Annotated in this window: 14 protein-coding genes; 2 read left to right on the top strand and 12 right to left on the bottom strand. The window is 62.7% G+C overall.

The window, feature by feature from the left end; translation table 11 throughout:
• Positions 1-2: 2 nt before the first annotated feature.
• The 11 genes from AB3X95_RS03225 to AB3X95_RS03275 all read right to left on the bottom strand — a co-directional run bounded on the left by AB3X95_RS03225 (position 3) and on the right by AB3X95_RS03275 (position 10,527).
• Complete coding sequence (locus AB3X95_RS03225) at positions 3-560, bottom strand: type II secretion system protein (RefSeq protein WP_176108502.1); 558 nt, start codon at positions 558-560, stop codon at positions 3-5.
• A 3-nt stretch (positions 561-563) separates the two neighbouring features.
• Positions 564-2,852 carry a secretin N-terminal domain-containing protein gene (locus AB3X95_RS03230; RefSeq protein ID WP_368620651.1) on the bottom strand — a complete coding sequence of 763 codons (2,289 nt, stop codon included), beginning with the start codon at positions 2,850-2,852 and terminating at the stop codon, positions 564-566.
• A complete protein-coding gene (locus tag AB3X95_RS03235) occupies positions 2,849-3,583 on the bottom strand; it encodes a hypothetical protein (protein WP_368620652.1) in 735 nt (244 codons plus the stop codon). The genes AB3X95_RS03230 and AB3X95_RS03235 overlap by 4 nt, the downstream gene beginning before the upstream one ends.
• Positions 3,580-4,152: a hypothetical protein gene (locus tag AB3X95_RS03240; RefSeq protein ID WP_176119768.1), complete on the bottom strand. Its 573-nt coding sequence runs from the start codon at positions 4,150-4,152 to the stop codon at positions 3,580-3,582. Before AB3X95_RS03240 ends, AB3X95_RS03235 begins: the two co-directional genes overlap by 4 nt.
• On the bottom strand, positions 4,149-4,679 hold the full coding sequence (locus tag AB3X95_RS03245; protein ID WP_368620653.1) for a PilN domain-containing protein: 531 nt from the start codon (positions 4,677-4,679) through the stop codon (positions 4,149-4,151). Before AB3X95_RS03245 ends, AB3X95_RS03240 begins: the two co-directional genes overlap by 4 nt.
• Positions 4,676-5,491 (bottom strand): hypothetical protein, encoded by an 816-nt coding sequence (locus tag AB3X95_RS03250; RefSeq protein ID WP_368620654.1) that lies wholly within the window; start codon positions 5,489-5,491, stop codon positions 4,676-4,678. Before AB3X95_RS03250 ends, AB3X95_RS03245 begins: the two co-directional genes overlap by 4 nt.
• A 37-nt stretch (positions 5,492-5,528) precedes the next feature.
• On the bottom strand, positions 5,529-7,241 hold the full coding sequence (locus tag AB3X95_RS03255) for a GspE/PulE family protein (RefSeq protein ID WP_368620655.1): 1,713 nt from the start codon (positions 7,239-7,241) through the stop codon (positions 5,529-5,531).
• A gap of 20 nt (positions 7,242-7,261) precedes the next feature.
• Positions 7,262-8,461 carry a type II secretion system F family protein gene (locus tag AB3X95_RS03260; RefSeq protein WP_368620656.1) on the bottom strand — a complete coding sequence of 400 codons (1,200 nt, stop codon included), beginning with the start codon at positions 8,459-8,461 and terminating at the stop codon, positions 7,262-7,264.
• 26 nt (positions 8,462-8,487) lie between these two features.
• Positions 8,488-8,937 carry a type II secretion system major pseudopilin GspG gene (gene gspG / locus AB3X95_RS03265; RefSeq protein ID WP_176120108.1) on the bottom strand — a complete coding sequence of 150 codons (450 nt, stop codon included), beginning with the start codon at positions 8,935-8,937 and terminating at the stop codon, positions 8,488-8,490.
• Positions 8,938-9,107: 170 nt separating this feature from the next.
• Positions 9,108-9,797, bottom strand: a complete 690-nt coding sequence (locus AB3X95_RS03270) for a response regulator transcription factor (RefSeq protein ID WP_176367255.1) — start codon at positions 9,795-9,797, stop codon at positions 9,108-9,110.
• A gap of 28 nt (positions 9,798-9,825) precedes the next feature.
• Complete coding sequence (locus tag AB3X95_RS03275) at positions 9,826-10,527, bottom strand: SCO family protein (protein ID WP_368620657.1); 702 nt, start codon at positions 10,525-10,527, stop codon at positions 9,826-9,828.
• Positions 10,528-10,831: 304 nt separating this feature from the next.
• Between AB3X95_RS03275 and AB3X95_RS03280 the strand changes: the two genes are divergently transcribed.
• Positions 10,832-11,983, top strand: a complete 1,152-nt coding sequence (locus tag AB3X95_RS03280) for a histidine kinase (RefSeq protein ID WP_368620658.1) — start codon at positions 10,832-10,834, stop codon at positions 11,981-11,983.
• Positions 11,984-12,016: 33 nt separating this feature from the next.
• On the opposite strand, the gene AB3X95_RS03285 is transcribed toward AB3X95_RS03280, so the two are convergent.
• Entirely contained in the window at positions 12,017-12,805 is a 789-nt protein-coding gene (locus tag AB3X95_RS03285) for a response regulator transcription factor (RefSeq protein WP_176119760.1), read from the bottom strand.
• A 650-nt stretch (positions 12,806-13,455) separates the two neighbouring features.
• Between AB3X95_RS03285 and AB3X95_RS03290 the strand changes: the two genes are divergently transcribed.
• A complete protein-coding gene (locus AB3X95_RS03290) occupies positions 13,456-14,001 on the top strand; it encodes a lytic transglycosylase domain-containing protein (RefSeq protein ID WP_309235070.1) in 546 nt (181 codons plus the stop codon).
• The last annotated feature ends 10 nt before the right edge of the window (positions 14,002-14,011 follow it).

Below are 14,011 nucleotides of genomic sequence, written 5' to 3' on the forward strand. Positions count from 1 at the left end.
GCTCACCACTGTTTGTATGGAATGCCGTTGATGCCGACCCGATCGGATTTCGATGTCACGTCGAACACGTCCTTACCGGCGCGCGAATTGCCGGCGGAACCGTTGTCCGCGTCACCGCCCTCACCTGGATTCGGTGCCTCGCCAAAGGCGCGCACGTTCCACGTGTCCTCGGCCGCAATATCCGCGTCGCCTGTAAAGAACGGATCGCGGGGCACGCGGCGAAGAAACATCAACAAGCCGCCTTTGGGATCTTTCGCATTCTTCACGCCCGTCACCATCACGGTCAGCGAGGGCGGATAGCCGGATGCATCCGCCTCCCGCTCGATCAGGCCGGTGTCGCTCGCTTCCTTGTAAGCGTCCAGTGCGGTGCGAATCTCACGCAGCGCCGCGCTCAGTTGCTGCTCCTTCTGACGCTGCACGATCAGTTCCGAGAACGGCATGATCGCGAGCGCCAGGATGCCGACAAGCGCCAGCGTAATCACCAGCTCGATCAGCGTGAAACCGCGCTGGCGGGCGCCAGACCGGCCACGCGAAGCCAATGCGTCCGCCTGCGCTTTCATGGCTCAGTAACCACCGTTCTGAATCGGACGCAGCGGGTTGTCGCTCGGCATATCCCCTGGCGGCATCACGACGTTCCCCGGCGGAAACGCGGGCGGCGGAGCCGGCGCTTGAGCGGGTGCAGGAGCGGCCGCGGGGGCCGGAGCCTGAGCCGGAGCCTGAGTGCCCGCCTGTGCCGCATTCGCGTCGGGGGCCGCAGCGCTCTCAGCCCCGCTCTGCTCCGCTCCCGGAACCGCCACGGGGCCCGGCGGCGCCGCTGGCGCGCTCGGCAGTGTCAAGAAACGGCCACCGTAGGGCGCGGGCGGAGGCGTGGTGCGCGGCGCCGGCGGCAGTTGGCCGAACGAACTGGTCGGCGGCACCGTGCCGGAACCCTGCGCAGCGGCTTGGGAATCGCGTGACGCCCCTGTTGTGCCGCCGCCGACACTGCCGGGCGCACGCACCGCGGGAACCGGCACCTGTTGAGTCGCCTCCGCGCCCACCGGATCGAGCCGCAACTGCTCCGCATGCACGTTCACGTCGGTCCCCGACCACAGCTCTTGCGTATCGGCGTCGGCGGATTGCTGCGGACGCACGATATGCGGCGTAATCTGCAGCACGATTTCCGTCTTCAAGTGGTCGCCGTTGTGATTCGAGAACAGGCGCCCGAGCACAGGCAACTGTCCAAGCCCCGGCACTTTGTCGGCGGTCACGCGGTCCTCATCCTGAATCAGGCCGCCGAGAATCTGGCTCTCGCCATCGCGCACCCGCAGACTCGTCGACGCACTGCGCGTGCCGATCTGATAGGCGAGCGAAGTGAGCCCCGTTGACGAGTTACTGCTGGAAATCGTCTTGGTGATGTTGCTGACTTCGAGGTTCAGCTTCATACCCACGTCGCCGTCACGGTAGACCTGTGGCTCGACCTCGAGCTTGATGCCGACATCGAGGTACTGAATGGTCTGTGCGTAAGACGGCCCGCTCGTGCTCGGCGTGCTCGAACTCGAAATCACCGGTACCTTGTCGCCGATCAGAATCCGCGCCTTTTCCTTGTTGCGCGCGCGGATGCGCGGACTCGCCAGCAGGTTGGCATCGACGTCGCTAAGCTTGAAGTTCGCTGTGGCCGACAGACCGCTGACGTTATATGCATTGAGCGGCAAATGACGCAACGCGCCCCATGTGTCCACGGTAGACGGCGTCGACATCGTAAATGTATTAGGCCACTCGATACCGAGGTCGGTCAGCCGGTCGTGGGACACCTCCAGAACCTTCACTTCCAGCATCACCTCGGGCTCCGGCAGATCCTGCGCCGCGATCATATCCTCGGCGACGCGAATCGTATCGGGCGTGCCCCGGATCGTGACGGTATTGGCGCGCTCGTCGACGACGACCTCCTTGATCTTCAACAGGCTTTTCAATAGCGACTGGACCTGCTTGGCTTCGACGTTCGACAACTGGAATGTGCGCACTTTCAGCTCCTGGTATTCGAGCTGCTTCGCAGCGGTAGCCGGGTAGATGAATAGCGTGTTCGCGTTGAGCTGTTTCTTGTCGAGCTGGTTCTGCATCAGGATCATGTTGACCGTGTCCTGCAGCGACGCGTTGGTCACGAAGATCGTGGTCTTCAGATCGGCACGCACGTCCCGATCGAAGATCACGTTCAAGCCCGAGGTCCTCGACAACGCTTCAAACACCATCCGTACATTCGCGTCGCGGAACTGCAGCGTCACCGGTGTGCGCATGATCGACGAAGCCGCAATGTCCTCGTCTTTCGCCGCACGTTGCTGCTGCCGTTTTTCGTCGATCTCCTTCGCCATCTGCAGCGCCATCGAATTGGTTGGATTCTGGGCCAGCACGCGGTGAATGCGTTCAGAAGCCAACGTATATGAACCGCGCCGCATCATCCGGTCGGCCTCCTGCAGCGAGACCAGATCGCGGCGATCCCGATCGATCGCTGCGCCGATATTGCGCCCGCGTTCGCTGTTCGGATCGAGCTGGCTGGCCGCGTAGAGCTTCTGGATCGCCACATCGAATTGATAGCTCTGACGCAACTGGTCGGCTTCGTCGAGCAGCGCATTGACCTTATGATCGCGGTCGCGCAGATAGTTGAGCTGCAACTCGGCGTTGGTCGGATCGCTCTCACGGGTCGGCGCATGAATACAGCCGCTGAAGGCAAGCATGGCTGCGATGCTCAGCAACGCGAGCCGCCCCGCGGCCCAATTGACGGTGGGACGCTGGTCGCCAGGCGATCTGGCAGCCGACAGATGTTTGCACGAGCCGCTGTCACCGTGGCGGCCCTCACCCCGGTTGCGTGCGGTTTTCATTTATTGTCCTTCGCTTGCGTGGTTAGTATCTGTCTCTCATTGAGAGGCAGATAAGTCAGCACGACGCCACTCTCCGAAATCGACTCGATGCGATACTGCGCGTCGATGACTTCACCCGGCGAAACGATCAGCAGCCGATCGCCGTTGCTGAGGAAAACCTGTGGTTTTGCCGCTTTGGCGTCGAGTTCGCCGAGGTAGGTAAACGGCACGGGCGGCGCGGTGGGCGGCGCAACGGGCTCCGGTGGCGCAGGGGCCACGACCACGGGCGGCGGTGGCGGCAGCCACGACGACGCGGCGAACGGATTGTTCGCCGATTCAAGCGAGAGTGGCGTACGCAGCGCGCGGAGTTTGTCGCGCGCTGTCGGTGCTGATTTCGCTGACCCGGTCGTTTTGACAGGAGTCGGCGAACTTGCTGAAATTGCCGAGCTCGCGGCGTTTGTCGCATTCGCCATGCTTGCCGGATGCGCTGCGTTCACTGTGCTCGCCACACTCGCGACATTCGGTGCACTTGCCACAGCCGGCGCAGCAGCCGGCACCGCACCAGCCGTACGCGCCGCCCCGTCGCGATGCATGGCAACCATCCGCAGCGCAGCCCCGCTGCGAAGCGCGCCTGTCAGCGCAGTCACGACCGTCGGCGTGCGCAGCACGGGTTTCAGCTCGCGCAAAGCCATCCCTAACGCAGCGATCGCGCAGACCATCAGCAACACGCGGCCGACGAGATCGGGCTTCATGGCTGCGCTGCCCGATAGACGAGTTCGAAGCGCACCCGCGCATCCAGTACGTTGCCATCTACCGCGGGGCGCTCGACATGGATCTCGCGCAATGCCGCGTTCGGTACGTTATTCAGCACCGACGCCAGAAAACGCCGGATCGCACCATACTGATCCTTGACCGGCAGCAGCATCTGATAGCGCACAAAATGCGCGCTTGAATCGTTGGTCACGAGATACTCGGCCGAGCCGAGCGTCAGGTTGCTGTCGTGCGCCTGGGCGAGGATCGTCGCAATATCGTCGGCGCTCTGCGCGAAACCCGGGAACAGTTCGGGTAACGCATGAAGTGAAATCGCGTCGACAACCGCCGCACGCTCGGCGTCGGCATGACGCGCCCTGGCGGGCTGCGCAAGGCGCTCGGAGTCGCGCAGCTCGTGCGAATCGACGTTTGCGTCGACTCGCATAGCCGCTACGGCGACCACTGCTGCCGCCCCCAGCAGCAATGCGCCGAGCAAGCCCGGCAGTCCGAGCGTGCGCCGCAGCTCGAAACGCCACGTGAGCAACCTGTCCTTCATCCGAGCGCCGTTCATGACTTTCTCCAGACGGCGGTGATCTGAAAGCGCACCGGCGTGCCAGGCACATTGGTTTCGATAACGTGATCGTTGAGCACGGCTTCGCGCAGCAGCACACTGTCCTGAAGATACCGGAGGTACGCGATCATCGCGTCGAAGTTCTTCGCTTCCGCCGTGATACGGATCTGGCTTTGCGCAGGACTCTGATCGATGCCTATCAGCGCGACGTCGTGGTCCGGATAGTCCTCGACGATCGACAGCAGGTCCTGCCACGGCACGGTCAGCTCGCGCAACACCGCGAGGCTCTGGTTCTCCGTGAGCCGCGTGGCCGGCGTCGGCGGCGTCTTCGCGGAGTGCGATTCTGCAAACAGCCGGCGCCGCTGCGCGTCCTGTTGCGCTTGCACGCGGTCGCTTTCGTCGTAGGCGTGCCAGAGCCGTTCACCACTCACCAGCAACAACAGGCTGGCGACACATAGCAGCACCATCCCCGCCGGAGCGCCCTGCAAGCGGCGACGGCCAAAATCGATGTGAAGGCGGGGCATCATCGCACGGCCTCCATCAAACGATACGCAACCGGTTTGTCCATCGCCGGTTGCGCGACGCTCTGCGTCGCGCAAAAGCGCCCCTCGAATGGCGCGGGATCGAATTCGGCGCCGCACAGATATATTCTGCATTCCTCGCGTTTCCCGCTCGTTCGTCCGGCGAGACGCTCGAACGACTGTTCGGCGCGTGCGGCGATCCGCTCGGCGTCGCTGGCGTCGCCGGGAAAAATACGCTGCGAGTCATAGGCGACCCAACGGTTTTCCTCGAACAGCACAGCCTGCATCAGCGTGTCCGCGACGAACAACAGCAGCGCCGTGCCGGCACCGGCGGCGGCGTCCTGCACGCGATTGAGCAATTCTGGCAGGCATAGCTTGAGAGACCGGACGTCGACGCCCGCCGCCATCCCCGCATCGTGGATGCCGTCGTGCAGCGTGCAAGCGATGGCACTCGCGAAGACCGCATGGCCCCCGCGCTGCACCGAAAAGCGCACCTGCACGGACTCCGCCTCGATGCCATAAAGATCAGAGAAGTGAGCGAGCACGATCTGGTTGGTTTCGCTTGCGCTCAGTGTGCGGAAGTCGCCGCGCAAGATGGCGTGGCTCGCCCAGAAATCGTCCAGCATGATGTGCGCCTGGCGTTTGACCAGTACAGTGCGCGCCGTCTGCCCGGCGTCGGCGGCTAATGCAATATTCAACGCGTCGAGCACGCCTCTTTCGGTGAAGCACTGCTCATCGGGAATGGCAACGCTCGTGGGTTCCGCAAGCGCTGCGGCATGACGACGCGCAACCCTCCAGCGCGGCGCCGTCGCCGCCATGACCAGTTCGCGTGTACCGACGCCGATGGCGAGCGGACTATTCAACCATGGTGACACGGTTGATCTCCTCGAGTGTGGTTTCGCCCTGCTTCACGAGCGAGAGCGCGGCCGTGCGCATGGTCTGCATCCCATAGCGCAGTGCGGCTGCCTTGATGTGCCCAAGTGGCGCGCGTTCCGATAACAATTGCCGCAACTCGTCGTTCATGCGCAGCGTTTCCGCGACCGCGCGGCGCCCGCGATAGCCGCTGCCACGGCAAGCCGCGCAGCCAGCGCCGTGGCGAAAGCGGTAGCTGCCCACGTTGTCCGGATCGATGCCGGAACGGGCCAATGTGTCTCGATCAACCGTGTCGTCCACCACGCAGTCGGCACAGCACTGGCGCAACAGCCGCTGCGCAATCACGCCATTCAGGGCCGACACGAAGCTGTACGGATCGACGTCCATGTTCGTGAAGCGGCCTATCACGTCGAACACGTTGTTCGCGTGCACCGTCGTGAACACCTGGTGTCCGGTCAACGCCGCCTGCACGGCGATTTGCGCGGTTTCAGGATCGCGGATTTCACCGACCATGATCTTGTCCGGATCGTGCCGCAGGATCGATCGCAATCCGCGGGCGAACGTCAGTCCCTTCGCTTCATTCACCGGTATCTGCAGGATGTCCCCCAGTTGATATTCGACTGGATCCTCGATCGTGACGATCTTTTCCAGGCCGTCGTTGATCTCGGTGAGAATCGCGTACAACGTCGTCGTTTTGCCGCTGCCCGTCGGCCCCGTCACCAGCAGCATTCCGTAGGGCATGGACGCCACCGAGCGCATGAAGCGCGTATCGTCGCTACGAAATCCCAGTGTTTCGAGTGTCAATCCGCCCGGCGCCTGCGAAAGCTGATAACGGTCGAGAATGCGCAGGACCGCATCTTCGCCGAACTGGTTCGGCATGATCGACACGCGAAAATCGATCTCGCGGCCCGCGTACACCGCCTTGAAGCGACCGTCCTGCGGCACGCGGCGCTCGGCGATGTCGAGTTCGGAGATGACCTTCACGCGCGACAGCACCTGGTCCGCGACATCGCGTCCCTCGGCACGGCCGACCACGGTCAGCACGCCATCCACCCGGCACTTGATCTTCAGCCCGTTTGCACGGCATTCGAGATGGATGTCGCTCGCCATCATCTTCAACGCGTCGTAGATGGTGGAGTTGAGCAGACGCACCACGGCGCTGTCGTCGCTGCTGATGCCCTGCAACGTCAGCGCGAGCGAAGCGGGATCGGCGGTGTGCTGCACCTCGTCGTCGAGGGCGAGCGAATCCATCGCGCGCACGTCTTTTTCGCGCATGGCGAGCCACGCGGTGAGGTCACCGACGCTCGCCAGCGCCCAGCTATACCGCGAAGTGGGCCGCGCACGCATCCGGTGCTCCATCACGCCGCGCGTGCGGGCGTCGAGCGGATCGGCGATCACGAACAGCAGCGCGCCGTTCTGATCCGGCTCGCGAAAGCACACGCACAGCCGGGTGGTGGCTTCGACGAACGGCAGTACCTCGAAATCCGCTTCCAGCCGGTTCAATTCCTGCATGCCGATCGACTTCATGCGGAACTGCCCGGCGAGCCGAACCACCATTTCGTCGGCGCTTAGCGACGCCTGCGCCATCAACTCTTCCAGTGCGCGAATGCCCGAGCCGTGCCTGTCGCTGAGCGTGCGCAGCGCGTCACGCAATTCAACGTCCTGAGATTGCGGTGCCTCGGTGATCGTATCCATGCGTTTCCCCTCGACACGGCCTACTGGATGCTCGACGCAATTTCAAAGATCGGCATGTACATCAACACGACAATCCCTCCGATCACCACGCCGATGAAAATCATCATCGCCGGCTCGATCAGTCGCGATATCAGATCGATCGTGCGCGACACTTGCGCTTCCTGGAATGCGGCGATTCTGTCGAGAACAGGACCCAGGCCACCGGTCTTCTCAGCGACGGTCAGCAGGCGATAGGTAATCGCGTTGGCGAGACCCGCTTGCTGGAACGCGTCGGAGATCCTCGCGCCATTGCGTACCTGCTGCATGGCACTTTCCACGGCCGTCTGATCGGCCCGGCTCACCAGTCCACTGGCGAGTGTGAAGGCACGCGTGGCGGGAATGCCGCCTTCGACCAGCATCGCTGTAGTGCGAAAAAACTGCGACTGGCGAAACACGCGGAAGTGCAGACCAATACCCGGCAATGCGAGCAGGCGATCCGCGATCCAGTTGCGCGCCGCGACCCGGCGCAGCGCGACGCCGACCGTCACCGCCACCACGGCGAGGCCCACAGTGATGGCCATTCCGTGGGCATGCACCATGCCGCCCCAGGCCATCAGCAACTGTGAGAGCAGCGGCAGCTCGCGTCCGCTATGCTCGAGCAGGGTCGCAAAGCGCGGCACGACGAAACCCAGCAGAAACAGCACGACGGCCGCGCCTACGAGCAGTAGCACGGATGGATAGATCGCGGCCGACACCACGCGGCCGCGCAGTTCGTGAAGCAGCGCACTGTTGCGTGAATAGCGCGTCAGACTGTCGGCAAGACCGCCGGTCTGTTCACTCGCTTTCACGCACGCCACGAGGATAGGGGGAAACACGCGGCTAGCATGCTCGAGCGCCGCGGACAGCGAGTGCCCTTCTTCGAGCTGCCGCAGCAGATCGCCATAGACCTCCGCCGACGCCTCGCGGCGCTCATTGCCGCGTAGCGTGCGCAATGCGTCGATCACGCCGACGCCGGCATCGAGCAATGCCGCGAGTTCGCGCGCGAACAGCTCGACGTCGAATTTCGCGCCCGGCATCGCGCTCCAGCCAGACCGGCGCTGACCTCGCGCCTGCGCCCGTACCGACACCACGCGCAATCCCCTTGCGCGCGCGAGCGCTATCGCGGCTGCGGACGAATCGCAGTCGACGCGAAGCGTCTGCACTGAACCGCTGGTATCGAAGCCGCGCAGCAGGTACTTCACGTCGATTCTCCTCGCTGAGAGCCGCACTACCAGGACGTGACGTTCGTGTTCTCACCGGTGCCGCCGACCTTGCCGTCCTTACCGAGCGAGTACAGGTCGTAGTCGCCATGTTCGCCGGGCGAGCGGTAATGGTAGGGGCGACCCCACGGATCCGGCGGCACCGCTTTCTGCAGATACGGGCCACTCCAGTTCGTTGCGTCCTGAGGTTTGGTCATCAGCGCCTGAAGGCCTTCCTCGGTCGTCGGATAGACGCCCATGTCGAGCCTGTATTGATCGAGCGCCTTGCTCAACGAGTCGATCTGGGCCCGCGCGATCTTGGTGTTCGACTTGCCAACCTGTTCGAAATAGCGCGGCGCGACCAGCCCCGCGAGCAAGCCGATGATGACCATGACCACGAGCAGTTCGAGCAGCGTGAAACCGCCGTTGCGCCGACGTGCGTCGCCAATGCTTGGAGGGAGCGTCACGCTGCTGCGCATGGCGGACCTGATCGGGAAAGATTCGTTGCGCACGGTGCCCCCTTTTCTGTCGACCCACCGGCCCGATAACACCAGCGCCGTTTTGCTCATTCTTGTTCAGGTGGACACCGGCAAGAAGTAGGGAGACCAGACCAAAGGGATGGGTAAAGACCCTCCAGTTCCCGCGTCGTTCACAGGAAGCGATCGAGCGCGCGTGCCGGTTTCGACAACGGCAGCACACCCATGTCGAGCGCGATCAGCACGAGGCCGGTGACGTTCGTCACGTCGAGCTTGCGCATCAGGCTCGCGCGGTGCTTTTCGATGGTCTTCGGGCTGAGTTGCAGATACTCGCCGACCTGCCGATTGGTGCAGCCTTCCGCGACAAGCCTCAGCACCGCGCGTTCGCGAGCGGTCAAGGTGTGCCATAGCTGCGCATGGCGCGAAACGCCTGGCAGCGGATCGCACGATACGCCGTTCCCGGCATGCTGTTCGAAAGCGGGGTTGCGTTTGCCCTCCATCACGAGGCGCATTTCGCCGACGAGTTCTTCGAACGAGGCGTCCTTGATCACGTAGCCATCGGCGCCCGCCGCGAACGCCTCCTGCACGTGTTCGTCGCTGCTGTGGATCGTCAGCGCGATGATACGCACCTGCGGCATCCGATACTTGATCACGGCAATGGCCTCGATGCCGCTCATGCCTGGCATCGAGAGATCCATCAGGATCAGATCGGGCCGGATGGCCCAGGCGAGACTGCACGCGTTGATCCCGTCGGTCGCCTCGCCCGCGACGGTGTAGTCAGGCAGGGAGGACACCATCGTACGGAGACCGCCGCGCAACAGATGCTGATCCTCGGCGATCAGTACGTGATAAGTCGTCGCCACTTTGCTCGCTCCTGGCGGCCCCCCATGACTAGTTCGAGGCGACGACGTCGTGGTAAGCACTCAGCAGTTCGGCCGGCGTTGCGAGACCGTCCAGACGCAGCCACGGCTTGCCGGGTGCCGCGCGGAAAAAGACCACGGCGGTGTGATTCATCTTGTCGCCACGATAGACGTTGAACGCGCGTTGAGCCGCGATACTAGCCTCGACGGTGCCGGTGTAGTGCTGCCACTCGGGGCCGGCATCGAAGCGGGCGGCGTAGGCCTTCAGGCGGGCTGTCGTGTCCTCTTCGGGATCGATCGAGATCGACACGAGATGAACCTTGTCACGGTCGGCGCCGAGCCTCGCTTGCAATTCCTCGAAGGTTTGACTGACCATTGGGCATATCGTCGTGCAACTCGTGTAGATGAACGTCAGGATGACCGGACGGCCGTCGTTCAGCTCGTCGGGGAGCGAAACGGCTTTGCCGTCGTCGCGAACCAGCGTCACCGCGGGCAGTGTGTATTGCACAGTCGAGCGCACTGTGCCCGTGGTCATGTCATGGTGGTGATGCATGTGCATCGCGGTGTCGTGGGCCATCTCATGGGCCATCTTCCCGGCAGGCGCCGGCTGCATGTCCGTCGCCTGATGATGTTGCATCTCGATCGCGGCGCCATCGGCGACGTCTTCGGCAGTCGCGGCCACGGCGCCGACGCCTGTCAGCCCTGCGCCGGCCAGCACCAGCGCGCCGATCATCCATGTGCGGTTCGTCTTCATGGGGTCTCCTGAGACAATGGAATGGCAATGGCGCGATGCAAGAAGCACAGCGGCGCACCCGGCCGTTCAATTCAGTCTCATGAAATCGCCCGCGCACGTCATTGGATAAAGTCCCCCAAAGCGCGGTAGGGTACGTCTACCAGCGGTAACATCCACCCCGCATAAAGCGGAGTGTCCCCCGCGTGACGTGCGTAGTTGTCCCGTTGGCAGAGCGACGTGCGCGGACCTACAATTCATAACCGATGCTTAAGGTTTCCTTAAGCAAACTCGCTGGGGAGATCCCATGCAGGCACCTCCGCCCGCTGCACGGCAACTGAGGTTGCGCGACCTTGTCGATGCGATGCGCAAGCTTGGGATCGCGGCGCGACTCGACGAAACGCGACTGGACAACGTCACTGACGCGCGCGGCGCCGCGCTTGCGATCCTGTCGGCGCATGGCGCGTTCCTGTCGGTGAACCGCAGCGCCGCGGCGTTGCTCGGATACGCGAACGGCGAACTCGTCGGCCGCTCGCTGCTGGACATGGCGCCCGAGGGCGAACGCGCAGCGCTCGCCGCCCAGCTATCGGTCGATCCCGCTCACGACTTTGCTCCGATCACCACGATGCTGACCTTGCGCAATGGCCGTCCCACCTTGCTGTTACTGCACCGCCAACCGATCGCGTCCGACGAGGCGCAGCAGAAACCGCCCGATGGGCAAGCCGCGCAACTGATGCTCTTCGAGGAACCCCTTGCAGCCGATGCCTCGCTTGCGCCTGGCGTCCATCTCCCCAAAGCGGCGGCCCGCGATCGGCTGAAGTATCTGATGATCGGTCAGCAACGCGAGCGTCAACGCCTCGCCGCCGAACTGCACGACGGTCTAGGCCAGGCGCTCACGCTGATCAAGCTGATGGTCGAGGACTCGCGCATGCGCCTGCGTCGCGGACAAGCCGAAGACGCCGCGCAAAAGCTCGACGCCACCGTCCTGCAAATCCGCGAGACGATCGGCGAGATGCGACAGATTTGCGGCGAACTTCGTCCGCTAGCACTCGACCGGCTGGGTCTCGCCGTCGCGTTGAGCACGCTGTGCCGGCGCGTCGAGCGCAGTGCCGAAGGCCTGGCGGTGAACTTCCGCTGCGACGTCGACGACCGCGATGTGCCCGACTACCTGAAGGCGGACATTTTCCGCCTCGCTCAGGAAGCGCTCAATAACATCGTCAAGCACGCAGCGGCAACCGAGATCCGGCTCACCCTGCAACGGATCGACACCGGTCTGCTGCTCACCGTTCAGGACAACGGCACCGGCTACGATACGCGCCCCTTGTCACCTGAGGACATTGGTTCGATGGGCCTCGGCCTCGCCGGCATGCAACACCGTGTCGAATCGCAGGGTGGTTTTCTCTCAATCCACTCTTCCGACGCCATCGGCACACTCGTATCGGCGAGTTGGACGCTTTGACGGACACCGCCGGCTCGCCCGCGCGCGCTGCCCTCATCCGGCTGCTGGTCCAGTGAGCCTCGACGCTGGCAGTTCCTCGACATCGCCGGGTGCCGCTGGCGGCTCCGGATGCGCAACCGGCGGATGGACTGGCTTGTCGGAATCGCGTTCCGCGCATTTGGTCGCGAGCGAAGTCAACAGCCCCATGCTGATCGCGACCAGCACGAGTTCCGTCAGGTTCTCGATGGCGAGCTTGTGCATCACGCTCGCCCGATACTTCTCGATCGTCTTCGGGCTGAGGTTTAGATACTCTCCGACCTGCCGGTTGGTACGCCCTTCAGCAATCAGCTTCAGCACACTGCGCTCGCGCGCCGTGAGAATGTCCCACGCGTTCTTCGGCGCCACTGCTTCGCGGCCGGTAATGAAAGAGTCGACCATGTAGCCGTACACATCGGCGCTCAGATGCTTTTTTCCCTGCATCACCGCGCGCATCGCAACAATCAGTTCGTCAAACGAAACATCTTTCAGCACATAACCGTCGACGCCCGCACGCAGCGCTTCACGCACGTACTCTTCGTTTTGATGCACGGTGAGCGCCAGGATACGCACGTGAGGCGAACGGCGCTTGATCGCCGCGCTCGCCTCGATGCCGTTCATGCCGCGCATCGACAGATCCATCAGGATCAGATCAGGATTGAGCGTCATGGCGAACTGGCAGGCTTGCTTGCCGTCCGTCGCCTCTCCGACAACAGGGAATTCGCCTTGTGCTGACAGCATCGAGCACAATCCTTTTCGCAGCAGATCATGATCCTCGCTGACCAGGACGCGATATTTGGTATTCACGATCCCCACTCCTCGTTAGAGCATGGACGGTTGATTAATCAACCGTAAGCGCCTGTGGCAGGACGATTTTCTTCTTTCAAATATTTCTTTCTGATTCCTTGGATATTTCTTTCTAAGAAATTAACCTATCCTTACTTTGACTTAACATATTTTTTGACCACATCCGATTGCCCGCTCGGCCTTGCTGTGCAAGGTTCGCGCCATCTGGTCCAGAACCTTTTCCAGATTCGGGAAGCACGACGTGACTTTTAGTTTGATTAACTGAATTGGCGAAAAACGTTTCATAACAGATACGTTCGACGGAAAAACTGATTTTGGTAAAAATAGGAATAAAGTGCGTCCTTCCTGTATTTCGCGAATGCGAGGTAGTACAAACTACGTCATCCGCCCCCATCGGAACTATTTTCCTTCCCTGAGCCGAATGACGAACAGGAGCCAAGCCTGACGGAACTCACGATTCGTTACAGACGTAACATTTCTGCAAATCAGAAAATACCCTCCCCGGCGCACCTCCAAAAGTAGGAGGGTGCCCCATTGCTCAGGTCCTTTTGCGCGACTCACAATGACGACGCGGAGGGATGTCGAACATGCGCAAGCGCTCTTCTTTGCTGTCGGCGAGTACGCTTCGGGCGGTCATGATGACCCTCGGCATGACATCAACCGGGCTCGCGCATGCGGACATCTTTGGCGCGGTCGACAGCCAAGGTGCGATCGTCCTGACCAATACACCGGGCACGGCGGGACTGCGCGTGATCGTCGCGGGAGACCCGCCGCCCGAGCGAAGTGCGAAACGTACAAACAGCACGTTCAGCGCCGTGATCGAAGAAGCAAGCCGCACCTTTCGCGTGGCGCCCGAACTGCTGCGCGCGGTGATCGACGTCGAGTCGCGCTACAACCCGAATGCCGTATCGGACAAAGGTGCCCAAGGTCTCATGCAGTTGATGCCCGACACCGCGCGGCGCTTTTCGGGCGGCGACATGTTCAATCCGCGCGACAACGTGCTGGCAGGCGCGCGCTATCTACGCTTCCTGCTCGATCTCTTCCAGGACGACATGGAACTTGCGCTGGCCGCGTACAACGCGGGCGAGAACGCCGTGATTCGGGCCGGCTATCGCATCCCTTCGATCCCCGAGACGCGTCAGTACGTGCCGCGCGTGCTGGACCGCTACCGGCGTCTGCTGACGGTCAGTGGCTGATGCGCGCCGG

It is taken from the genome of Paraburkholderia sp. BR13444 (assembly GCF_040948755.1).
GTDB classification, from domain to species: Bacteria; Pseudomonadota; Gammaproteobacteria; order Burkholderiales; family Burkholderiaceae; genus Paraburkholderia; species Paraburkholderia youngii.

Excerpts from the sequence above, each read along its gene's own strand:
- AB3X95_RS03240 (WP_176119768.1), bottom strand. The coding sequence starts at position 4,152 with ATGAACGGCGCTCGGATGAAGGACAGGTTGCTCACGTGGCGTTTCGAG.
- gspG (WP_176120108.1), bottom strand. The coding sequence starts at position 8,937 with ATGCGCAGCAGCGTGACGCTCCCTCCAAGCATTGGCGACGCACGTCGG.
- AB3X95_RS03290 (WP_309235070.1), top strand. The coding sequence starts at position 13,456 with ATGACATCAACCGGGCTCGCGCATGCGGACATCTTTGGCGCGGTCGAC.
- AB3X95_RS03280 (WP_368620658.1), top strand. The coding sequence starts at position 10,832 with ATGCAGGCACCTCCGCCCGCTGCACGGCAACTGAGGTTGCGCGACCTT.
- AB3X95_RS03235 (WP_368620652.1), bottom strand. The coding sequence starts at position 3,583 with ATGAAGCCCGATCTCGTCGGCCGCGTGTTGCTGATGGTCTGCGCGATC.
- AB3X95_RS03230 (WP_368620651.1), bottom strand. The coding sequence starts at position 2,852 with ATGAAAACCGCACGCAACCGGGGTGAGGGCCGCCACGGTGACAGCGGC.
- AB3X95_RS03245 (WP_368620653.1), bottom strand. The coding sequence starts at position 4,679 with ATGATGCCCCGCCTTCACATCGATTTTGGCCGTCGCCGCTTGCAGGGC.
- AB3X95_RS03250 (WP_368620654.1), bottom strand. The coding sequence starts at position 5,491 with ATGGCGGCGACGGCGCCGCGCTGGAGGGTTGCGCGTCGTCATGCCGCA.
- AB3X95_RS03225 (WP_176108502.1), bottom strand. The coding sequence starts at position 560 with ATGAAAGCGCAGGCGGACGCATTGGCTTCGCGTGGCCGGTCTGGCGCC.
- AB3X95_RS03275 (WP_368620657.1), bottom strand. The coding sequence starts at position 10,527 with ATGATCGGCGCGCTGGTGCTGGCCGGCGCAGGGCTGACAGGCGTCGGC.
- AB3X95_RS03255 (WP_368620655.1), bottom strand. The coding sequence starts at position 7,241 with ATGGATACGATCACCGAGGCACCGCAATCTCAGGACGTTGAATTGCGT.